Origin of the sequence: Vibrio sp. 2-2(8) (assembly GCF_963888495.1) — a bacterium.
GTDB classification, from domain to species: domain Bacteria; phylum Pseudomonadota; class Gammaproteobacteria; order Enterobacterales; family Vibrionaceae; genus Vibrio; species Vibrio anguillarum.
Genome location: NZ_CAWPJM010000007.1, coordinates 1 through 22058, shown reverse-complemented (window position 1 = coordinate 22058; position 22058 = coordinate 1). Strand labels below are relative to the sequence as shown.

20 protein-coding genes are annotated in these 22058 nt (G+C 41.6%); 3 read left to right on the top strand and 17 right to left on the bottom strand.

From position 1 onward, the window contains the following. Positions 1-121: 121 nt before the first annotated feature. The 6 genes from AACV12_RS02420 to AACV12_RS02395 form a co-directional block, all read right to left on the bottom strand. Entirely contained in the window at positions 122-370 is a 249-nt protein-coding gene (locus AACV12_RS02420; protein ID WP_170901419.1) for a hypothetical protein, read from the bottom strand. Positions 371-1905: 1535 nt separating this feature from the next. Then, positions 1906-2343 (bottom strand): NUDIX hydrolase, encoded by a 438-nt coding sequence (locus AACV12_RS02415; protein ID WP_170901416.1) that lies wholly within the window; start codon positions 2341-2343, stop codon positions 1906-1908. Positions 2344-2487: 144 nt separating this feature from the next. After that, positions 2488-2907 carry a DUF3010 family protein gene (locus tag AACV12_RS02410; protein ID WP_170901414.1) on the bottom strand — a complete coding sequence of 140 codons (420 nt, stop codon included), beginning with the start codon at positions 2905-2907 and terminating at the stop codon, positions 2488-2490. A gap of 933 nt (positions 2908-3840) precedes the next feature. Beyond that, entirely contained in the window at positions 3841-4212 is a 372-nt protein-coding gene (locus tag AACV12_RS02405) for a nuclear transport factor 2 family protein (protein ID WP_138040454.1), read from the bottom strand. A 673-nt stretch (positions 4213-4885) separates the two neighbouring features. Then, positions 4886-5173, bottom strand: coding sequence for a type II toxin-antitoxin system RelE family toxin (locus tag AACV12_RS02400; protein WP_000221356.1), 288 nt, complete (start codon positions 5171-5173; stop codon positions 4886-4888). Continuing rightward, positions 5163-5414 (bottom strand): type II toxin-antitoxin system Phd/YefM family antitoxin, encoded by a 252-nt coding sequence (locus AACV12_RS02395; RefSeq protein ID WP_001250181.1) that lies wholly within the window; start codon positions 5412-5414, stop codon positions 5163-5165. The genes AACV12_RS02400 and AACV12_RS02395 overlap by 11 nt, the downstream gene beginning before the upstream one ends. A 258-nt stretch (positions 5415-5672) precedes the next feature. On the opposite strand from AACV12_RS02395, the gene AACV12_RS02390 reads away from it, so the two are divergent. Further along, entirely contained in the window at positions 5673-5918 is a 246-nt protein-coding gene (locus AACV12_RS02390) for a type II toxin-antitoxin system CcdA family antitoxin (RefSeq protein WP_170901410.1), read from the top strand. Then, the gene (locus AACV12_RS02385; RefSeq protein WP_020838906.1) at positions 5918-6235 is read left to right on the top strand and encodes a CcdB family protein; all 318 of its coding nucleotides are present in this window, start codon (positions 5918-5920) and stop codon (positions 6233-6235) included. The genes AACV12_RS02390 and AACV12_RS02385 overlap by 1 nt, the downstream gene beginning before the upstream one ends. A gap of 588 nt (positions 6236-6823) precedes the next feature. Here AACV12_RS02385 and AACV12_RS02380 read toward each other — a convergent pair. The 7 genes from AACV12_RS02380 to AACV12_RS02350 form a co-directional block, all read right to left on the bottom strand. After that, complete coding sequence (locus AACV12_RS02380) at positions 6824-7231, bottom strand: SH3 domain-containing protein (protein WP_170901408.1); 408 nt, start codon at positions 7229-7231, stop codon at positions 6824-6826. Positions 7232-8394: 1163 nt separating this feature from the next. Continuing rightward, positions 8395-9057, bottom strand: coding sequence for a hypothetical protein (locus AACV12_RS02375; RefSeq protein WP_212754934.1), 663 nt, complete (start codon positions 9055-9057; stop codon positions 8395-8397). An 18-nt stretch (positions 9058-9075) separates the two neighbouring features. Next, the gene (locus AACV12_RS02370; RefSeq protein WP_094147625.1) at positions 9076-9927 is read right to left on the bottom strand and encodes an IS3 family transposase; all 852 of its coding nucleotides are present in this window, start codon (positions 9925-9927) and stop codon (positions 9076-9078) included. Further along, positions 9924-10232: a transposase gene (locus AACV12_RS02365; RefSeq protein ID WP_004413754.1), complete on the bottom strand. Its 309-nt coding sequence runs from the start codon at positions 10230-10232 to the stop codon at positions 9924-9926. The genes AACV12_RS02370 and AACV12_RS02365 overlap by 4 nt, the downstream gene beginning before the upstream one ends. A 10-nt stretch (positions 10233-10242) precedes the next feature. Continuing rightward, complete coding sequence (locus AACV12_RS02360) at positions 10243-10506, bottom strand: hypothetical protein (protein ID WP_212754933.1); 264 nt, start codon at positions 10504-10506, stop codon at positions 10243-10245. 1732 nt (positions 10507-12238) lie between these two features. Next, positions 12239-12409 carry a DUF6500 family protein gene (locus tag AACV12_RS02355; protein WP_339377030.1) on the bottom strand — a complete coding sequence of 57 codons (171 nt, stop codon included), beginning with the start codon at positions 12407-12409 and terminating at the stop codon, positions 12239-12241. 1713 nt (positions 12410-14122) lie between these two features. Beyond that, the gene (locus AACV12_RS02350; RefSeq protein WP_079855511.1) at positions 14123-14413 is read right to left on the bottom strand and encodes a YkgJ family cysteine cluster protein; all 291 of its coding nucleotides are present in this window, start codon (positions 14411-14413) and stop codon (positions 14123-14125) included. Between the two features lie 310 nt (positions 14414-14723). On the opposite strand from AACV12_RS02350, the gene AACV12_RS02345 reads away from it, so the two are divergent. Further along, on the top strand, positions 14724-15056 hold the full coding sequence (locus AACV12_RS02345; protein ID WP_047691624.1) for a PBPRA1643 family SWIM/SEC-C metal-binding motif protein: 333 nt from the start codon (positions 14724-14726) through the stop codon (positions 15054-15056). A gap of 2302 nt (positions 15057-17358) precedes the next feature. On the opposite strand, the gene AACV12_RS02340 is transcribed toward AACV12_RS02345, so the two are convergent. The 4 genes from AACV12_RS02340 to AACV12_RS02325 all read right to left on the bottom strand — a co-directional run bounded on the left by AACV12_RS02340 (position 17359) and on the right by AACV12_RS02325 (position 20850). Beyond that, a complete protein-coding gene (locus AACV12_RS02340) occupies positions 17359-17649 on the bottom strand; it encodes a YkgJ family cysteine cluster protein (protein WP_080569473.1) in 291 nt (96 codons plus the stop codon). Positions 17650-18899: 1250 nt separating this feature from the next. After that, positions 18900-19082, bottom strand: coding sequence for a DUF645 family protein (locus AACV12_RS02335; protein WP_170901403.1), 183 nt, complete (start codon positions 19080-19082; stop codon positions 18900-18902). A 764-nt stretch (positions 19083-19846) separates the two neighbouring features. Then, complete coding sequence (locus AACV12_RS02330; protein WP_094125889.1) at positions 19847-20362, bottom strand: lipocalin family protein; 516 nt, start codon at positions 20360-20362, stop codon at positions 19847-19849. 134 nt (positions 20363-20496) lie between these two features. Then, complete coding sequence (locus tag AACV12_RS02325) at positions 20497-20850, bottom strand: VOC family protein (RefSeq protein ID WP_026028594.1); 354 nt, start codon at positions 20848-20850, stop codon at positions 20497-20499. Positions 20851-22058: the final 1208 nt, after the last annotated feature.

Here is a 22058-nt window from a genome sequence, read left to right as displayed (position 1 = left end):
CGCTGCTTCTAACTTAAATTCTGCGCTAAATAGTCGTCTTGTACGTTTTGTCATAATGTCACCTGTTAACTTATGAGGTGATGATATCACCTCTAACTAAGTGACCAAATTCACTATGCCACTACAAGAGGGTTAAACAACCAAAAAATAGCGCAAAGAACATCGCTGAAACATCTGCGACACTTCCAACATCTTCCGCTCCGTTGAAATCCAAAACAACGACAGCAAGTAAACCCAATACAGATACAAAGAAGAATATCTTCAAGAAAAATCTTCTCAAAAGCTCATCTGGGTCTATGAGTTCACTTTGTTTACCTCTCTGACCTTTAAGGATTTCTATGATCTCTTTATCTGATTCCGTAAACGCCATAATTGTCCTATTCACATAACGCCCGGCTAAGGGGTTGACAACGCACCACCGAACTCAAAAAAAACACTGTAAACACTGAACTGCAATTTTGCACTAAAGTCGCCACGCGTTGGCAATCCCTCTTGAGCCGTTTGTTAGGCCAACAGATTGACAACTATACTTTCAAAACCAAAGAACAAGGCTTGTTTGAAAAATGAAAACCAACTAAGCGATTCATTTATAAACCAAAAGTTCAAATCAGCAAAGAAACCAAAAAACTCAAATTGAGCGATTTGAAAGAAAAGTGACGAGCGTAGCATGCTCGGCGGACGTTTGGATGCTGAAGGTTATTTTGCCGCTGAATTTACAGCGCTAAGCAACCCAACGCGATCAAGAAACAACAAATATGTGATGACGATTTATTGTTTAAGTCCAGCCATGAGAACATGGAATTCGCCGTTCAATTCAAACCCGATTTAGCTGATAAAAACTCACTTTGCCTAACGCCCGGCTAAGGGGTTGACAACGCACCGCCAGACTCAAAAAACACACCGTAAACCCTGAACTTCAATTTTGCACTAAAGCCGCCACGCGTTGGCAATCCCTCTTGAGCCGTTTGTTAGGCCAACCGATTGACAACGATACTTTCAAAACCAAAAAACAAGGCTTGTTTGAAAACTGAAAACCAACTAAGCGATTCATTTATAAACCAAAATCTCAAATCAGCAAAGAAACCAAAAAACTCAAATTGAGCGATTTGGAAGAAAAGTGACGAGCGTAGCATGCTCGGCGGACGTTTGGATGCTGAAGGTTATTTTTCCGATGAATTCACAGCGATAAACAACCCAACGCGATCAAGAAACAGCAAATATGTGATGATGATTTATTGCTTAAGTTAAGCCACAAAACATGGAATTTACTGCTCAATTTCAACTCGATTTAGCTGATAAAAACTCACCTTGCCTAACGCCCGGCTAAGGGGTTGACAACGCATTGCCGAACTCAAAAAAACACACTGTAAACTCTGAACTGCAATTTTGCACTAAAGCCGCCACGCGTTGGCAATCCCTCTTGAGCCGTTTGTTAGGCCAACCGATTGACAACGATACTTTCAAAACCAAAGAACGAGCTTTTTTGTAAACTTAAAACAAACTAACCGATTAATTTATAAACCAAAACCCTAAATCAGCAAACAAACAAAAAATTCAAATTAAGCGATTTGGAAGAAAAGTGACGAGCGTAGCATGCTCGGCGGACGTTTGGATGCTGAAGGTTATTTTGCCGATAAATTCACAACGAAAAGCAACCCAACACGATCAAGAAACAACAAATATGTGATGACGATTTATTGCTTAAGTCCAGCCATGAGAACATGGAATTCGCCGTTCAATTCAAACCCGATTTAGCTGATAAAAACTCACTTTGCCTAACGCCCGCTTAAGGGGCAGCCAACGCTACTACTAACTTTCCGCATAACACCGTAATCACAAAAACCAACGCATAGTAAAAATGCCACGCGTTGGCTGTCCCTCTTGAAGCGTTTGTTATGCGATTTTTCAAAGCGCGCTCTTAAGCCTCTGATCAAGCTCCCATAAAGCTATTTTGTTTGAATCATATTTCAAAAGTTCACTCGCTTCTTGAAAGCCGCACCAACGAAAATTTGTATGCTCATTTGATGACTTAGGCTCAGCAGACACTCGAACTGAAAAAGAATATTCAGGCACTACAAACCGATGATTAGCCCAATTTTCATGATCCGCATAGTACACTTTGGGGAGCATACACATTGAGTCCAATTGCTGCCAATCACAGCCAATTAAACTAGTTTCTTCTTGAAGTTCACGCTTTGCTGCTTCAAGAATAGATTCACTATCTTCACCACCGCCTGAAATAGCTTGCCATACACCATTATCACTTCGTTGGCCGATTAAGTATCGAGGTTGTTTTTCGAGCATTTGATACGGAAACACTAATACTTGAAATGGTGCTCTCATTATTGTCTTCCTCTAATCGCATAACGCCCGCTTAAGGGGCAGACAACGCTACTACCAAGTTTCCGCATAACACCGTAACCACAAAAACCAACGCATAGTAAAAATGCCACGCGTTGGCTGTCCCTCTTGAAGCGTTTGTTAGGTTTATTTTTTCGCACCAGTCACAGCTGTTAAATATGCATTGTGCTGATACTTGTTTAGCTCACTAGGCATATCTGTGTCATTCCTTTTTTGATACGAAGAAATCGCTTGAGAAGAAATTAATATTACATCTTCGACATCTGAATCTTGAATAATAGCTTCCATCTTAAAGGTATCAGCACCTCCAGCAAAATCTCCTTTTTTACTACGTTTTTTAATATAAACCTTACTTATGTCGTTAGTATCAAAAAACTCATTTATTTCATTTTTAAACTCTTTGATGCATTCTCTTTTTTCACTGTCTTTCAATGAAATTTTCTTTTTATCAATTGCTTTGACAGCAAAACTATCATCGCCTTGATTTTCTAAAACAGTGAATATTGCTTCATGTCCCTTTAACTCAATACCGCATATTTTACTCATTTGAACATCCTATTTATTACGTTACCTAGACAACTCAACTCTGACCTTTTCTAAATGATTCGCTGCAACTTTAAGTACGCCATCCGCGCACTCTTTGCATATATTAATTCTACCTGGATCATCGTATGCAAAGTGCTTTTCTCCTGCGAGAATCTTGTGTGAGGAGTTCGCATGGCACTTCCTTTCTGCCTTTGCTTCTTCTACACGAAAGTCCCTTACAATATTTCTAACTGCTGGCATATATCACTCCTATTTTGCCGTAAACCTAACGCCCAATTAAGGGGTGAGCAACGCTACCACCCAACCTAAAGCATTACACCGTAACCACTAAAAGTGAAGTAGAAGAAAAAATGCCAAGCGTTGGGAATCCCTCTTAAATTGTTTGTTATGCAAATTCAATAAGATAAGCTGACTTTACTCGATCAAAAACCACAATTGCAATAGTTGAGTGATTCAAGAATCAACCCAAGCAAAAGCCGTGATAAATAAGCCGCAAAAATAAAGTCTGCCTTTCAGCGACAAACTAGGCTTTTGAACCAAACTAACTCAACGAGCGAAGCCTTCAACAAATACAAAATGTTCGATTAACTTGCTCTTTCCACACTTTGCGCTCACTAAATTGACAACACGCCAACGCTAAAACCGATTGAGGCAAATAAAGAATCTTGCCTGTTTTACGGTTTGAGTTAACCATGAATTTGAGGGTAAAAATGCTCATTTGCCGACAGCTCAAAACGAATGGCCGGAGAAATCCCAAAAGATTGAACCCTTAAATTTACCTGAGTTGCATAACGCCCGCTTAAGGGGCAGCCAACGCTACTACTAACTTTTCGCACAACACCATAATCACCAAAACCAACGCATAGTAAAAATGCCACGCGTTGGCTGTCCCTCTTGAAGCGTTTGTTATATGCCTGACCACCAAGCCTAGTTTTATATCAATTCAAAAGCCGCACATGGCGTTCCTTGATGATACTTCAACTGCCAACAGCTACCAGTAAATGCCCAAATAGAACAACGTTTAGCATAATCGCTTACTTCACCAGATTCTTTGACTAAAGCTGATTCATATTTAAGAAGCTGAACTGACGGTTCAAGTTGAATACATTCGTAATTTTGCGAATGAACATGCAAATCCGAAGGCTTTTCTGAACTCATCATTTCGATTATCGAGTCAAAGTTAAAACTGTTACCTGATTTACCAACCTCAGTAAAACTCGGGTGAATTAGGCGTTCAATATCAGCTCTATTTTTTCGTATCTCATACTGGTGAAGTTCGATTTCTTGTTCTACCAAAATATCCATTTCTTCTCCTGAACTGATAAAGCATATAACGCCCGGCTAAGGGGTTGACAACGCACTGCCAGACTCAAAAAACACACTGAAAACACTGAACTTCAATTTTGCACTAAAACCGCCATGCGTTGGCAATCCCTCTTGAGCCGTTTGTTATGCAAATTCAATGAGATAAACAGAATTTACACGACCAAAAGCCACAATTGCAATGGTTGAGTGATTCAAGAATCAACCCAAGCAAGAACTGTGATAAATGAGCCGCCAAAACAAAGTCCACCTTTCAGCACCAAACCAAGCTTTTGTGTCAGGAAAACTCAACGAGCGAAAACGTCAGCAAGTACAAAATGCTCGATAAACTTGCCCTTTCCACACTTTGTGCCCACTGAATTTACAACGCGCCAACGCTAAAACTCATTGAGGCAAACAAAGAAATTTGCCTGTTTTACGGTTTGAGTTGACCACGAATTTTAGGGTGAAAAAGCTCATTTGCCGACAACATAAAACGAACAGCCGGAGAAATCCCAAAAGATTGAACTCCTAAATTTACCTGAGTTGCATAACGCCCGCTTAAGGGGCAGCCAACGCTACTACCAACTTACCGCATGACACTGTAATCACAAAAACCAACGCATAGTGAAAATGCCACGCGTTGGCTGTCCCTCTTGAAGCGTTTGTTATGCCGCTAGCTGAAGCGTGAAGCCAGCTTCTTATAAACAGCGTCTTTATCTCGTTTACCAACAGCGAGTACATAAACGACAACTTCATTGTCGATGACTTCATAAGCCAAACGATAACCAGATGTACGAAGTTTGATTTTGTAAACAGAATCATAACCTCGTAATTTTGATGATGGGACGTGGGGGTTTTCTAGCCTTTCTTTAAGTTTCTTTTTAAATTGACTCTGAATCGTTGGCGCTAGCTTACTCCACTCCTTTTGGGCTGCAGGCAAAAACTTTAACTTATAAGTCATCAATATTGATTTCCACAGCTTGCGACAAATCACCACGACGACTATCTACTATTTGGGAAAGCTCATAATCATCAAGCATATCCATCAGATACTCGTAAGTTTCAGCCGGTACAAGGTAAGCTGCGGGTTTGTTGTGGTTAAGGATCGCAATAGCTGAACCATCAGCCTCGTTCAAAAGAGCAGTTGGATTTTTCTTTAACTCTGAAATACTGGCAGAGCAATTCGCTAGTACCTGTCTCATAACTTCACCATATAAGCATTAAAATCAGACCTGATTTTAGACCTTAATTTAAGTAATTGCTAGAGGTTTACAAAAGAGGCATAACGCCCAATTAAGGTGTGAGCCACGCTACCACTGCACTCAACTAGGGCGCCGTAAACACTAAACTAAACCCAAACCAAAAATGCCAAGCGTGGGGAATCACTCTTAAATTGTTTGTTATATGCCTTTCGTGCGCCTATACTTAATGCGCACTAAAAATACGCATAGGTAATTATCATGAGAAACTCATATAGTACGCAAGCACCCAAAAAGGCTGCAAACTTAAGCTTAAACAGCGAACTACTCGCTGAAGCTAAGCGACTAAACATAAACCTCTCTGCAACAATGGAAAAAGCTCTTGAAAAAGAAGTTAAACAACGCCGTAAAACTGAGTGGTTAGAGCAAAATGCAGATGCTATTAGCGTTTGCAATGAACTAACAGAAAATCACGGCCTGTTTTCCGATTCTTACCGAGTATTCTAATGTCACAATTTTCACTATACCAAAATAACGATAAAAGCACTGCTACCGCTTACCCATACTTTGTTGATGTTCAAAGTGAAATGCTTGATACGCTGAATACCCGACTGGTGATTCCCTTAACACCGGTTGAAATGTTAGAGAAGAAAGCCCCTACCCACCTGTGCCCAGTGATCCACATTGATGAAGGCGACTTCGTAATCCTAACTCATCAAATGGCGAGTGTTCCAACTAAAATCCTGCGTGATCCTGTGAATGAGTTGAGCACTTTTAGAAATGAGATTATTGCTGCTATCGACTTTCTGATTACTGGCATATAACGCCCGGCTAAGGGGTTGACAACGCACTGCCGAACTCAAAAAACACACTGTAAACACTGAACTTCAATTTTGTACTAAAGTCGCCAAGCGTTGGCAATCCCTCTTGAGCCGTTTGTTAGGCCAACCGATTGATAACGATACTTTCACAACTAAAGAACGAGCTTTTTTGTAAACTTGAAACCAACTAACCGATTTATTTATAAACCAAAATTCTGAATCAGCAAAGAAACAAAAAATTCAAATTGAGCGGTTTGGAAGAAAAGTGACGAGCGTAGCATGCTCGGCGGACGTTTGGATGCTGAAGGTTATTTTACCGCTAAACTCACAACGAAAAATAACTCAACGCGATCAAGAAACAACAAATAGGTGATGACGATTTATTGCTTAAGTTCAGTCTGAGAACATGGAATTTACCGTTCAATTTCAACTCGATTTAGCTGATAAAAACTCACTTTGCCTAACGCCCGGCTAAGGGGTTGACAACGCACCGCCGAACTCAAAAAACCACTGTAAACGCTGAACTTCAATTTTGCACCAAAGCCGCCACGCGTTGGCAATCCCTCTTGAGCCGTTTGTTATAAGCAATTTTTAGTTGATCCTCTTGAGATGCTTTTGGCTCACCCAATAAAAAGACGATTTATAACGAATCATAGCCCAACCGCTGACAAATGAATGCACATACACTCTTTGACCTTTACTTAAAGTACCAACAATCTCTTTCGAACCAAATGGATTGTCGCGAACATTTAGTTTGGTAGCAGTTACCTCATAGTCGCCAGCTCTTATTTCACTTTGAGATGTATATTTAGATGACTGAACACTGGTAGAAGATTTGGGTGATGTGTAAGTATCTGAGGAGTAAGTGCCTATACGACAAGTTTTCTTCCATGAAATGCATGAGTTTCCACATGGCTGCCCTTTTTTACAGTTCTTGGCTTGAGCGTTGAACCCAAAAGTCAAACCAAGGAACAAAACTAAAAGAATCTTATATTTCACTCTCATTATCCCATAATTGCTTATAACGCCCGGCTAAGGGGTTGACAACGCACCGCCGAACTTAAAAAACACACTGTAAACACTGAATTTCAATTTTGCACTAAAACCGCCAAGCGTTGGCAATCCCTCTTGAGCCGTTTGTTAGCTGCTGCACTTTAGCTGGACATGTACTACCCAACGGCCAAATTTAAAACACATTATTGCTTTCAAGCGACAAAGTAAAACGGACAACTGAGAAACTAAAACCTAATCCATGAAACGCACTTGGCAAAGAAGAAATAACAGGAAAACTGGCGAGCTTCTAAGACTTAAATTTACAAAGAATCCTTTCGAAGAAGTCAACAACCAAGTGCGCGAAATCCATTTAGCGCAAAAGAGCTTCAAAACCAAAGAAGCCGCACCAAAGAAATAAACAAACACACCACTTCCCGTAAGAAGACTTCGGTTAGTTCAAACACTTCACGAACAGTGCCACTGGCGAGATACGTGGAAAAGTGCTGACTTTCAGGTGCAAAGCTAGAGCCTCAGACTAAGAAAAATAAACACGTAATTTGATGATTTTTCTTAACCTCAGCTAACGCCCGGCTAAGGGGTTGACAACGCACCGCCGAACTCAAAAAACACACTGTAAACCCTGAACTTCAATTTTGCACTAAAGCCGCCACGCGTTGGCAATCCCTCTTGAGCCGTTTGTTAGGCCAACCGATTGACAACGATACTTTCAAAACCAAAGAACGAGCTTTTTTGTAAACTTGAAACAAACTAACCGATTAATTTATAAACCAAAATGCCAAATCAGCAAAGAAACCAAAAAACTCAAATTTAACGGTTTGGAAGAAAAGTGACGAGCGTAGCATGCTCGGCGGACGTTTGGATGCTGAAGGTTATTTTGCCGCTAAATTCACAACAAAAAGCAACCCAACACGATCAAGAAACAACAAATATGTGATGACGATTTATTGCTTAAGTCCAGCCATGAGAACATGGAATTCGCCGTTCAATTCAAACCCGATTTAGCTGATAAAAACTCACTTTGCCTAACGCCCTGTTAAGGTGTGAGCAACGCAATACCTAAGCTACCGCATACCACCTTAAACACAAACGCAACGCACAGTAAAAATGCCACGCGTTGCGAATCACTCTTAAACAGTTTGTTATGTTTTTTATGACAACTGCTCCTGATTACCACAACTATTACAGCTAAATAGAGCTTCTTCACTATCCTCTGAAACCAATATTTCAAAATCCATGCTTTTGCAGACAGAACACTTAGGCTCGCTATCGAACCCAAGATATTTGAGAAACAAGTTTTGAATCAACGAGACTGCCGAACAAGTTAACAATAAGCATATTTTTGCGTCAGGTATATTTTTGTTTGGGGAATGCACAATTTCAGATGAATGATCCCATGCAGCTTCCATGACGTCCCTGCTACGCTTACGCAATTTGCAATTACTTTTCCCTGGAGCGTATATTGCAATTACTTCTCTCGCAATACCTTTGAAGTCAGCAGCTTTAAGCCCTTTTTCTTCAAGTAAATTAGGATTGTCATTCACCAACACTCCCGCTAGTTCAATTAAGCTTTCCCTACATGTCAAACCTATCGCTTGAAGATCTTCTGGCGCAGTTACGTCATTCAAAGCAACAGCTGCGTTATTAAGACGCCGGCTAATAGATTTTACATGTTCAATATCGAGTGGAACCTCATCAATAATGTGTTTGAACTCAAGATGATGACGTGCTTGAAGACGTTGAGAAATGCCAAGGTGAAATGAATAAGCCTCATCGGCTGAAAAGTAAAATTCGTTTTGTGGTGTACCCCACAAAAAGTAGACAGTACATAACTACATACTTTCGTACTCAACTGGGCTGACATGCCCCAACGCTGAGTGTCTTCTTTTGCGATTGTAAAATACCTCGATGTATTCGAAGATACCCATTCGGGCTTCTTCGATAGTTTGGTAGTCTTCTGCGTATATCAGTTCGACTTTGAGTCGACTGTAGAACGACTCCATCACCGCATTATCCCAACAGTTACCCTGTCGACTCATGCTCGGTACACCTCCATGCTTACGCATGAAGTCTTGATATTTATATGCCCTGTATTGTACACCACGGTCCGAATGAATAATGACGCCCTTAGGCGGCTTACGTGATTCAAACGCCATTTTTAGGGCATTGGTGATGAGCTCAACCGTCATCGTTATCCCTAGTGACCAACCCACGATACGCCTTGAATGCAAGTCCATCACTGTTGCTAAGAAGAGCCAGCGGCTCTTCACCCAGATATACGTGATGTCCGTGACCCACTTCTGATTCGGTGTCTCAGACTCAAAGTCTCTACGCAGTAAATTATCAGCTACATTGATCATAGCGGCCACATCCTTGCTGTATTTAAACCCTTTGCCATTCCGTGCCCTGATACCTTTCTCCTTCATGATATCAGCCACATAGTTCACGCAGCAGGCATAACCGGCTTCATTTAGCTCTTCGGTTATCCGCACTGAACCGTAACGTGCCCTATATTGAGCAAAGGTACACATGACTAGCTGTTCAAAGCGCTCTCGCCGCTTTGAACGCTCACTCGGCGTATGATGGCTCCATTTGTAGTAACCACCTCGACTCACTTCTAAAGTACGACACATTAGGCTAATCGAGTACTCACCGGCATAACTTTCAATGAACTCGTACTTCACTCTTGCTGCTTCGCGAAGTACGCCGACACCTTTTTTAGGAATTCCATTTCATCTTTAAGCCGCTTGTTCTCGCGCCTAAGCGCTCGAAGCTCTTCGGACTCTTTCTTCGAGTAATCGACACCGTCTAAGGTGTTAAACTGTTTATCAGATAGGCGTGTGAACTGGCGCTTCCAGTTCCGGATTTGTTGGGCACTGATGCCCAACTCCTTGGCAACGGAGACAGCTGTTCGGCCAGGAAGACTGGCAAGACGAACTGCTTCTTTGCGGAACTCTTCGGTGTACGCTGGATTACGATGTTTAGCCATAAATCACCTCTCAATTAGACCCTAGATCTAACTTAGCAAAGTGTCTACTAAACGTGGGGTACTCGGTTTGAGTGTATAGGTTCATTGGAACACCCTCACCTTCCACGATCCACCAACTACCATCGGTTTTGGTTTTAACATTCCAAACATGAATTTCACCGCCCATGTCTGTAAATGTCTGCTCAACTTGTATGAACTTAATGTCCTTGATATCTTGCCCTGAAAGGTAAGATTCAATTCTCTGTTCCGCATCAACACGATATTCTGGTGTCATAAAAACCTACAATAAACTGAAAAATTGAGTAAAAACATAACGCCCGGCTAAGGGGTTGACAACGCACCGCCAGACTCAAAAAACACACCGTAAACCCTGAACTTCAATTTTGCACTAAAGTCGCCAAGCGTTGACAATCCCTCTTGAGCCGTTTGTTAGCTGCTGCACTTTAGTCGGAGACTTACTACCCAATAGCCTAATTTAAAACACATTATTATTTTCAAGCGGAAAAGTAAAACGGACAACTGAGAAACTAAAACCTAACCTACGAAACGCACTTGGCAAAGAAGAAATAGCAGGAAAACTGACGAACTTCTAATACTTAAATTTACAAAGAATTATGTCGAAGAAGCCAACAACCAAGTGCGCGAAATCCATTTAAGCGAGAAAGAGCTTCAAAACCAAAGAAGCCACACCAAAGAAATAAACAAACACAACACTTCCCGTAAAAAGACTTCGGTTAGTTCAAGCACTTCACGAACAGTGCCACTGGCGAGATACGCGGAAAAATGATGACTTTCAGGTGTAAAGCCAGAGCCTCAGACTAAGAAAAAATAAACACGGAATTTTATAATTTTTCTTAACCTCAGCTAACGCTGCGTTAAGTGGTGAGCAACGCGACCACAATCCTAAACCATTGCGCCTTAAACACAAAACTCAACCTAGAGCCGAAACTCCCAAGCGTTGGGAATCCGTCTTAAACGCCTAGTTAGCTGCTGCACTTTCGCTAGCGAATTACGCCAAAATGCCAAATTTGAAACACATTATTGCTTTCAAATGACAAAGTAAAACGGACAGCTGTGAAATTAAAGCCTAATCCACGAAATGCGCTTGGCAAAGAAGAAATGACCGAGGAAATCCCCATTCCTGAGCATAGTAATTTGCAAAGAATTCTATCGGAAAAGCCAACGACAGAGCACACGAAATAAATTTTGGCATTCATGAATTTCAACAGCAAAGAAACCGCGCCAACGAACTTAACAAACACAACACTTCCCGTAAGCAGACTTCGTTAAGTTCAAACACTTCCCGAAAAGTGCCACTGGCGAGATAGTTGAGAAGCTGAGATTTGTCCGGTGTGTAGCTAGAAAACCGAAAGCCTTTCCACCCTAAATTCACCGTTTTTCTTAACCCCAGCTAACGCCCGGCTAAGGGGTTGGCAACGCACCACCGAACTCAAAAAACACACTGTAAACACTGAATTTCAATTTTGCACTAAAGTCGCCAAGCGTTGGCAATCCCTCTTGAGCCGTTTGTTAGGCCAACAGATTGGCAACGATACTTTCAAAAACAAAGAACAGGCTTTTTTGTAAACTTAAAACTAACTAGCCGATTCATTTATAAACTAAAACTTCAAATCAACAAAGAAACAAAAAACTCAAATTGAGCGATTTGGAAGAAAAGTGACGAGCGTAGCATGCTCAGCGGACGTTTGGATGCTGAAGGTTATTTTGCCGATGAATTCACAGCGATAAACAACCCAACGCGATCAAGAAACAGCAAATATGTGATGATTATTTATTGCTTAACTTAAGCCAGAAAACATGGAATTTACTGCTCAATTCCAACTCGATTTAGCTGATAAAAACTCACTTTGCCTAACGCCCGGTTAAGGGGCTGACAACGCAAAACACCGAACCTAAAATAGCAACCGTAATCACAAATGTTGATTTAAGCAAAAACCGCCACGCGTTGGCAGTCCCTCTTAAACCGTTTGTTATGGCTCAGTTCACTAAATATCAGATTTTACCATTGCCATGATTTTATGAGCTTTTCCAAAATGATCTAATTTGTGTTCTTGAATCCACCATGTGGCGGCTTCCATTAACAAATCTGGGTCGTCATTTTTATTAGCAAAAAATGCATAAAATGAAACGCCTACATTATCACCCTTCTGTTCAATCTTCTTGGAACAAACTGACGCCTAACGCCCGGCTAAGGGGTTGACAACGCACCGCCGAACTCAAAAAACATACCTTAAACACTGAATTTCAATTTCGCACTAAAGTCGCCACGCGTTGGCAATCCCTCTTGAGCCGTTTGTTAGCTGCTGCACTTTAGCCGGAGATTGACTACCCAAAGGCCTAATTTAAAACACATTATTGTTTTCAAGCGACAAAGTAAAACGGACAACTGAGAAACTAAAACCTAATCCACGAAACGCACTTGGCAAAGAAGAAATAACAGGGAAACTGGCGAGCTTCTAGGACTTAAATTTACAAAGAATTCTTTCGAAGAAGCCAACAACTAAGTGCGCAAAACCCATTTAGGCGCGAAAGAGCTTCAAAACCAAAAAAGCCACACCAAAGAAATAAACAAACACACCACTTCCCGTAAACAGACTTCGGTTAGTTCAAGCACTTCACGAACAGTGCCACTGGCGAGATACATGGAAAAGTGCTGACTTTCAGGTGTAAAGCTAGAGCCTCAGACCAAGAAAAAATGAACACGGAATTTTATGATTTTTCTTAACCTCAGCTAACGCCCGGCTAAGGGGTTGACAACGCACCACCGAACTCAAAAAACACACCGTAAACACTGAACTTCAATTTTGCACTAAAGCCGCCAAGCGTTGGCAATCCCTCTTGAGCCGTTTGTTATGCAAATTCAATAAGATAAATCGACTTTATACGACCAAAAACCACCATTGCAATGGTTGAGTGATTCAAGAATCAACCCAAGCAAGAGCCGTGATAAATTAGCCGCCAAAACAAAGTTCACCTTTCAACAACAAACCAAGCTTTTGAATCAGGAAAACTCAACAAGCAAGACTTTCAGAAAAGGCGAAATGCTCGATTAACTTGCCCTTTCCACACTTTACGCCCGCTAAATTCACAACAAACCAGCACCAAAACTCATTGAGGCAAACAAAGAACTTTGCTTGTTTTACGGCTTGAGTTCACCATGGATTTGAAGGTAAAAAAGCTCATTTGCCGACAATACAAAACGAATGGCCGGAGAAATCCAAAAGATTGAACCCCTAAATTTACCTGAGTTGCATAACGCCCGGCTAAGGGGTTGACAACGCACAACCGAACTCAAAAAACACACCGTAAACACTGAACTTTAATTTTGTACTAAAGCCGCCACGCGTTGGCAATCCCTCTTGAGCCGTTTGTTAGGCCAACCGATTGACACCGAGACTTTCAAAACCAAAGAACGAACTTTTTTGTAAACTTGAAACAAACTAACTGATTAATTTATAAACCAAAAACCTAAATCAGCAAAGAAACCAAAAAACTCAAATTGAGCGATTTGGAAGAAAAGTGACGAGCGTAGCATGCTCGGCGGACGTTTGGATGCTGAAGGTTATTTTACCGCTAAACTCACAACGAAAAGCAACCCAACGCGATCAAGAAACAACAAATATGTGATGACGATTTATTGCTTAAGTTAAGCCACAAAACATGGAATTTACCGTTCAATTCAAACTCGTTTTAGCTGATAAAAACTCACTTTGCCTAACGCCCGCTTAAGGGGCAGCCAACGCCACGACCAACTTTCCGCATAACACCGTAATCACAAAACCTAACGCATGCTAAAAATGCCACGCGTTGGCTGTCCCTCTTGAAGCGTTTGTTATGGCTAACAACTCACTGATTTAACGGGCAAAACTTTAAGAAAGGTCTATCCGTTCATCTCGACATTCGTAAGAACCCATTTCGAATTCTCGACAAATCCAAGGGCGATTTTCGTAAATTGTGCACATGAAGGTTTCACGATCTAGAGCTGAACACCAACCATCTGACAAACGCAGCATCGTTTCTCCCCCCCATTCATCGAATGCAATATGCTGCTCTGGTACACCTGTATCGGTAATGATCATAACCTCCAAACGGCAACAACAAGCATGGCAGTTTGAGCATGATATTTTCGGATTTGATACATTTTTAATTGGGATTGTCATCGAGTTCTTCAGCAAGTTTAATTGCAGAATAGTACTCCAATTTAAACCAACTTACCGACATTAATGATGAACTCAACTTGATAGCCATAACGCCCGGCTAAGGGGTTGACAACGTACCGCCGAACTCAAAAAACACACTGTAAACGCTGAACTTCAATTTTGCACCAAAGCCGCCACGCGTTGGCAATCCCTCTTGAGCCGTTTGTTATACCGTAATCCGATGCATATTGTAGGAACTTCTTTATCAATTGCCATAGTGCCGTATAATCGCGGCCAAATTACACCACAACAATCCATCAGTGAGTTGCAAATGTCCAAACTATTTTTCAAAGGTCGAATCGATGCTAGACAAAACCACGTCATTTCAGGCTACAACGTAAACCGTGATGTAAAAGCAGGCACTGACGAGGCTCCAATCAATGTTGTCGTCCCAACCGAGGCTCGTAAAGCAGAAATAGAAATATTACTTTCTGAGCACTCGATAGTGGCTGATATTGTTATTGACTCAAAGCAACCAGAGAACACAGTTGAGCTTAATACGCTATTAAACAAACCTAAAACTATTACCTATGACAAAACACCAAACCGTAATGAACCGTGCACTTGCGGAAGCGGGAAAAAGTACAAAAAGTGCTGCGCTTAAACCCTCGATAATTACGTCCAAAGCCGTCTTCTGACGGTTTTTTTATAAACTAGAACCTATACGATGCTCTGCGCGTAAGTTAAAACGGTATAACGCCCAATTAAGTAGTGAGCAACGCGACCACCACACCTAAACCATTGTGCCGTAAACACTAAAACCGATTCAAACCAAAAATGCCAAGCGTTGCGAATCTGCTTAAATTGTTTGTTATGCGAATTCACGCGCATAAGCCAAGTTGGGCAGATGAAGATTACCTTAGACATGAAAAACCACAAACAAACCAAACACTTTTTGTGATTCACCGAACAGCCGAAGTCACTATGTTACAGACCAGCTTCCCACAAGTGACTAATGGTGAATTTCAGCGCATGACTCTGCTTTTGCTTCGAGAAACTCAACGCTGAGAACAAACAGCGAAGAGGAACCGCCGATAAACTTGTCCTTTCAGCGCTTTGAGCCAACCAAGCTCACCACTAACAAGCTCCGAAAACAAATGAGGCAACCCAAGAAATTTGGCATGCTTTACGGCCTGAGTAATTCAAGAGCTTGGGCCGACAATGCTGACTTGCCAACACCATAAAACAGATGGCCAGAGAGAGCGAAAAAGAGAGACATAGAAGATTTTTTGCTTAGTCGCATAACGCCCGGCTAAGGGGTTGACAACGCATAGCCGAACTCAAAAAACATACTGTAAACGCTGAACTTCAATTTTGTACTAAAGCCGCCAAGCGTTGGCAATCCCTCTTGAGCCGTTTGTTAGGCCAACCAATTGACACCGACACTTTAAAAACCAAAGAACAGGGATTTTTACAAACTTAAAACCAACTAACCGATTAATTTATAAACCAAAATGCTAAATCAACAAAGAAACAAAAAACTAAAATTTAGCGATTTGGAAGAAAAGTGACGAGCGTAGCATGCTCGGCGGACGTTTGGATGCTGAAGGTTATTTTGCCGCTAAACTCACAACGAAAAGCAACTCAACGCGATCAAGAAACAACAAATATGTGATGATTATTTATTGCTTAACTTAAGCCAGAAAACATGGAATTTACCGCTCAATTCCAACTCGATTTAGCTGATAAAAATTCACTTTGCCTAACGCCCGGCTAAGGGGTTGACAACGCACCGCCGAACTTAAAAAACACACTTAAACGCTGAACTGCAATTTTGCACTAAAGTCGCCACGCGTTGGCAATCCCTCTTGAGCCGTTTGTTAGCTGTTACACTTTAGCCGGAGATTGACTACCCAACGGCCTAATTTAAAACACATTATTGCTTTCAAGCGGTAAAGTAAAACGGACAACTGAGAAACTAAAACCTAATCCACGAAACGCACTTGGCAAAGAAGAAATAGCAGGAAAACTGACGAGCTTCTAAGACTTAAATTTACAAAGAATTATGTCGAAGAAGCCAACAACCAAGTGCGCGAAATCAACTTAAGCGCGAAAGAGCTTCAAAACCAAAGAAGCCGCACCAAAGAAATAAACAAACACACCACTTCCCGTAAATAGACTTTGGTTAGTTCAACCACTTCACGAACAGTGCCACTGGCGAGATACGTGGAAAAGTGCTGACTTTCAGGTGTAAAGCTAGAGCCTCAGACTAAGAAAAATAAACACGTAATTTTATGATTTCTCTTAACCTCAGCTAACGCCCTGTTAAGGGGTGATGCACGCAATACCTATGCCACCGCATACCACCTTAAACACTAAAATCAACGCATACCAAAAATGCCACGCGTGCTGAATCCCTCTTAAACAGTTTGTTATGAGCGTACTTACGTTGCCCACTTACCAGACAAAAAGTTTGAAGCAAACGAGGATAAATGCAACCGTGACAAGACCAATCCAACCGATTGTTCGTGTTACTGTTTCCGGTGATTGTGTATTGAAATGCGGAAACAAAATGGCCCCAAAAGATAACAGTGGCACAAAACCGTATAATTGCCCCATATGTGATGACGTACCCAAAGGGAAAGGCGGAACAAACAAATACAAAATCGTATATGCAATATAAGCAAACATTGCAATACACGCTTCCTTTACCGACGTATCACTTTCTCCATACCAAAAGTAGAAACCCACAATGACACAAAATACAGCCACACTGATCAACAGAACTATTCTCCTAATTACCCTCTAGCTCATAACGCCCGGTTAAGGGGCAGCCAACGCCACAACCAAGCTTACGCATAACACCGTAACCACAAAAACCAACGCATAATAAAAATGCCACGCGTTGGCTGTCCCTCTTGAACCGTTTGTTATGGCTAACAACTTACTGATTTATTGGGTAAAATTTAGGAAAGGTCTATCCGTTCATCTCGACATTCGTAAGAGCCCATTTCGAATTCTCGACAAATCCAAGGGCGATTTTCGTAAATTGTGCACATGAACGTTTCACGATCTAGAGCTGAACACCAACCATCTGACAAACGCAGCATAGTTTCTCCACCCCATTCATCAAATGCAATGTGCTGCTCTGGTACACCTGTATCGGTAATGATCATAACCTCCAAACGGCAACAACAAGCATGGCAGTTTGAGCACGATATTTCCGGATTTGATACATTTTTAATTGGTATTGTCATCGAGTTCTTCAGCAAGTTTAATCGCAGAATAGTACTCCAATTTAAACCAATTTACCGACATTAATGATGAACTCAACTTGATAGCCATAACGCCCGGCTAAGGGGTTGACAACGCACCGCCGAACTCAAAAAACACAGTGTAAACACTGAACTTTAATTTTGCACTAAAGTCGCCAAGCGTTGGCAATCCCTCTTGAGCCGTTTGTTATGCAAATTCAATAAGATAAACCGACTTATCACGACCAAAAGCCACCATGGCAATGGTTGAGTGATTCAAGAATCAACCCAAGCAAGAGCCGTGATAAATTAGCCGCCAAAACAAAGCCCACCTTTCAACAACAAACCAAGCTTTTGAATTAGACAAACTCACAGAGCAAGACTTTCAGTAAATGCGAAATGATCAGATAACTTGCCCTTTCCACACTTTGCACTAGCTAGTTTAACAACAAGCCAGCCCCGAAACTCATTGAGGCAAACAAAGATATTTGCCTGTTTTACGGTTTGAGTTGACCACGAATTGGAAGGCGAAAATGCTTATTTGCCGACAGCTCAAAACGGATGGCCGGAGAAATCCCAAAAGATTGAGCCCCTAAATTTACCTGAGTTGCATAACGCCCGGCTAAGGGGTTGACAACGCATAGCCGAACTCAAAAAACACGCCGTAAACACTGAACTTCAATTTTGAACTAAAGCCGCCACGCGTTGGCAATCCCTCTTGAGCCGTTTGTTAGGCCAACAGATTGACACCGAGACTTTCAAAACCAAAGGACGAGCTTTTTTGCAAACTTGAAACAAACTAACCGACTCATTTATAAACCAAAATGCTAAATCAGCAAAGAAACAAAAAAACTCAAATTGAGCGATTTGGAAGAAAAGTGACGAGCGTAGCATGCTCGACGGACGTTTGGATGCTGAAGGTTATTTTGCCGCTAAACTCACAACGAAAAGCAACCCAACGCGATCAAGAAACAACAAATATGTGATGACTATTTATTGCTTAACTTAAGCCAGAAAACATGGAATTTACCGTTCAATTCCAACTCGATTTAGCTGATAAAAACTCACTTTGCCTAACGCCGCATTAAGTGGTGAGCAACGCATACCACCAAACTCAAACACAACAACTGCAACCACCGCGGCTCATTGGGACTGGAAACGCCACGCGTTGACAGTCCCTCTTGAGGCGTTTGTTAGTTTCGTAGCCCATTGTTTAACAATGACTTTTTTAACACATTTGTTTGAAGATCATTTTACGCAAATGCATCAAACAAACACACGTCCAACACCAAAAGCTGTGAAGTTGGCAGCCAAAACTCAAAACGATCAAGGTTAAGTTGGCCACAGTTAAGAGTCCGCGACAAAGAAAACCAGATCACAGCGATGATGCAGCCTTTTATGAAACCAAACTGACTGTGTTGAACATCCAACAGCATTGAAGCATCGAGACTTGTTGGCTTTCAGCGACTTTGAAATAGCTGAACTTTCAGCGCTTTCAACCGAATCAGCATCGTCAAAAACTCAAAAGCTAAATTGTGCAGATTGAATGCTAAACGCTGATTTTTCAGAGCCTTGAGTTTGAATTTTTGATGGATTTTCCTAAGAGAAACTAACGCCCGGCTAAGGGGTTGACAACGCACCACCGAACTCAAAAAACACACTATAAACACTGAACTTCAATTTTGCACTAAAGCCGCCACGCGTTGACAATCCCTCTTGAGCCGTTTGTTAGGCCAACAGATTGACACTGAGACTTTCAAAACCAAAGAACGAGCTTTTTTTGTAAATTTGAAACAAACTAACCGATTCATTTATAAACCAAAATGCCAAATCAGAAAAGAAACAAAAAAACTCAAATTGAGCGATTTAGAAGAAAAGTGACGAGCGTAGCATGCTCGGCGGACGTTTGGATGCTGAAGGTTATTTTGCCGCTAAATTCACAACGATAAACAACCCAACGCGATCAAGAAACAGCAAATAGGTGATGACGATTTATTGCTTAAGTCCAGCCATGAGAACATGGAATTCGCCGTTCAATTCAAACCCGATTTGGCTGATAAAAACTCACTTTGCCTAACGCCCGGCTAAGGGGTTGACGACGCACCACCGAACTCAAAAAACACACCGTAAACACTGAACTTCAATTTTGTACTAAAGCCGCCACGCGTTGGCAATCCCTCTTGAGCCGTTTGTTAGGTATTTATTGCTGCTGAACGTAAATGAGCCGATTTGTATCAAAACCACGCTCTTTCGACATTTGAACGAACTTCTCCAGAATGTCTGGTTCGACTCTAGGCGTTCTTGAAAGTAACCACAGATATTCTGTATTCGGCCCTGACACGAAGGCATAACTGTAGTTTTCACGCTCTAACTCAAACACCACGTAAGAGCCATAAAACGGACCAAAAAATGAAACCTTCAGATAACCGTCTGTTGGACTATTTACAAAGTAAGCTTTGCCTTCAGCCTCTTTCCACTCACCTTTCTCTTCGGAATAACCACGATTAAGAACCGAAACACCGCCATCATTTCGAACACGGTATTCCGCAGTAACCTGATTTAAACCTCTTTCAAAGGAGTGATCAAGTCGAGCAACCTCGTACCATTTACCTAAATAATTGTTCAGTTCAAAATCCGACACTGGCTTTACTGATTTGGGCATGCCCAAGCAGCCGTTTAATAAAACAGTACAAATAATCAACAAGATTGATCTCATGATGCCTCCAAATACCTAACGCCCGGCTAAGGGGTTGACAACGCATCGCCGAACTCAAAAAACACACTGTAAACACTGAACTTCAATTTTGCACTAAAGCCGCCACGCGTTGGCAATCCCTCTTGAGCCGTTTGTTATGTGGCTATTCCACGTAAGCCAATTAGGTTACCAAATGGGTCTTCAACTTGGCATATCGACAACCCATTTTCGATTTCCATCGGTCCACGATATAACCTTGCGCCAAGAGCTTCGAAATGAGCCAAGGCTTCAACTAAATTAGCGACTGACCAATAGACAACAGTCCCTTTTTTACCAGAATCGACTTTCTCATCTGCTTGCACTATTTCAAGCGAGAAACCGTTTAAATCAAGCACTGTAAAATCGAACTCTGGGTGATATACCAGAACCGCTTCGGGGAAAGCTTTTTGATACCACTCAAGACCAGATTTCACATCAGAAACATGAACAAGAACAGCTACTGGGGTCACATTCTCTCCTGCCACATAACGCCCAATTAAGTGGTGAACAACGCACTGGCCAAGCCACTGCATTGCACCATAAACACTTTACTCAACGCATAGTAAAACTGCCACGCGTTGAGAATCCACTTGAATTGCTTGTTATGTGAATGTAACCGTGAATTCAAAGTAAACCACCGTAGAAATGAAGAGATTTTAATAAGTTACGTACAAAAATGATGCTTATCAAACCCTAAATTTCACAGCGTTCTTAGCCAAAGAGAGTCACTTACAGAATCGACAACAAAGAAAGCGCCCTTTCACCCACAACAAAACCTTTTGCTTCACCAGACTATTAGAGCTGAGCTTCAGCAAACAAATCAGTCAAAAAGACATTTCAATTAAAGCGATTTGAAACCACCGAAACCCAACACAAACCAGCTCCAGCACTCCATTGAGGCAACCCAAGAACCTTGAAAACGATCAATCTCAAGTTGTTCAAGAATCCAGTTTGACCAAGCCAACTTGCCGAAAACACAGAACGAATTCTCAATGAAATCGTAGCTTTGACCTAAAAACTAACCAAACACATAACGCCCGGCTAAGGGGTTGACAACGCACTGCCGAACTTAAAAAACACACTGTAAACACTAAACTTCAATTTTGAACTAAAGCCGCCAAGCGTTGGCAATCCCTCTTGAGCCGTTTGTTATGCAAATTCAATAAGATAAACTGACTTTACTCGATCAAAAGCCACGATTGCAATGGTTGAGTGATTCAAGAAACAACCCAAGTAGGAGCCGTGATAAATTAGCCGCCAAAACAAAGTCCACCTTTCAACAACAAACCAAGCTTTTGAACCAGGAAAACTCAACAAGCAAGACTTTCAGAAAATGCGAAATGCTCGATTAACTTGCCCTTTCCACACTTTGCGCCCGCTAAATTCACAACAAACAAGCACCAAAACTCATTGAGGCAAACAAAGAACCTTGCCTGTTTTACGGCTTGAGTAAACCACGAATTTTAGGGTAAAAATGCTCATTTGCCGACAACACAAAACGAATGGCCGGAGAAACCTCAAAAGATTAAACCCCTAAATTTACCTGAGTTGCATAACGCCCGGCTAAGGGGTTGACAACGCATAGCCGAACTCAAAAAACACACTGTAAACACTGAATTTCAATTTTGCACTAAAGCCGCCACGCGTTGGCAATCCCTCTTGAGCCGTTTGTTATGTT

What these genes read in the sequence shown, in the direction of transcription:
- AACV12_RS02420 (WP_170901419.1), bottom strand. Translation starts at nt 370, where the DNA reads ATGGCGTTTACGGAATCAGATAAAGAGATCATAGAAATCCTTAAAGGT.
- AACV12_RS02415 (WP_170901416.1), bottom strand. Translation starts at nt 2,343, where the DNA reads ATGAGAGCACCATTTCAAGTATTAGTGTTTCCGTATCAAATGCTCGAA.
- AACV12_RS02410 (WP_170901414.1), bottom strand. Translation starts at nt 2,907, where the DNA reads ATGAGTAAAATATGCGGTATTGAGTTAAAGGGACATGAAGCAATATTC.
- AACV12_RS02405 (WP_138040454.1), bottom strand. Translation starts at nt 4,212, where the DNA reads ATGGATATTTTGGTAGAACAAGAAATCGAACTTCACCAGTATGAGATA.
- AACV12_RS02400 (WP_000221356.1), bottom strand. Translation starts at nt 5,173, where the DNA reads ATGACTTATAAGTTAAAGTTTTTGCCTGCAGCCCAAAAGGAGTGGAGT.
- AACV12_RS02395 (WP_001250181.1), bottom strand. Translation starts at nt 5,414, where the DNA reads ATGAGACAGGTACTAGCGAATTGCTCTGCCAGTATTTCAGAGTTAAAG.
- AACV12_RS02390 (WP_170901410.1), top strand. Translation starts at nt 5,673, where the DNA reads ATGAGAAACTCATATAGTACGCAAGCACCCAAAAAGGCTGCAAACTTA.
- AACV12_RS02385 (WP_020838906.1), top strand. Translation starts at nt 5,918, where the DNA reads ATGTCACAATTTTCACTATACCAAAATAACGATAAAAGCACTGCTACC.
- AACV12_RS02365 (WP_004413754.1), bottom strand. Translation starts at nt 10,232, where the DNA reads ATGGCTAAACATCGTAATCCAGCGTACACCGAAGAGTTCCGCAAAGAA.
- AACV12_RS02360 (WP_212754933.1), bottom strand. Translation starts at nt 10,506, where the DNA reads ATGACACCAGAATATCGTGTTGATGCGGAACAGAGAATTGAATCTTAC.
- AACV12_RS02350 (WP_079855511.1), bottom strand. Translation starts at nt 14,413, where the DNA reads ATGACAATCCCAATTAAAAATGTATCAAATCCGAAAATATCATGCTCA.
- AACV12_RS02345 (WP_047691624.1), top strand. Translation starts at nt 14,724, where the DNA reads ATGTCCAAACTATTTTTCAAAGGTCGAATCGATGCTAGACAAAACCAC.
- AACV12_RS02340 (WP_080569473.1), bottom strand. Translation starts at nt 17,649, where the DNA reads ATGACAATACCAATTAAAAATGTATCAAATCCGGAAATATCGTGCTCA.
- AACV12_RS02335 (WP_170901403.1), bottom strand. Translation starts at nt 19,082, where the DNA reads ATGCTGTTGGATGTTCAACACAGTCAGTTTGGTTTCATAAAAGGCTGC.
- AACV12_RS02330 (WP_094125889.1), bottom strand. Translation starts at nt 20,362, where the DNA reads ATGAGATCAATCTTGTTGATTATTTGTACTGTTTTATTAAACGGCTGC.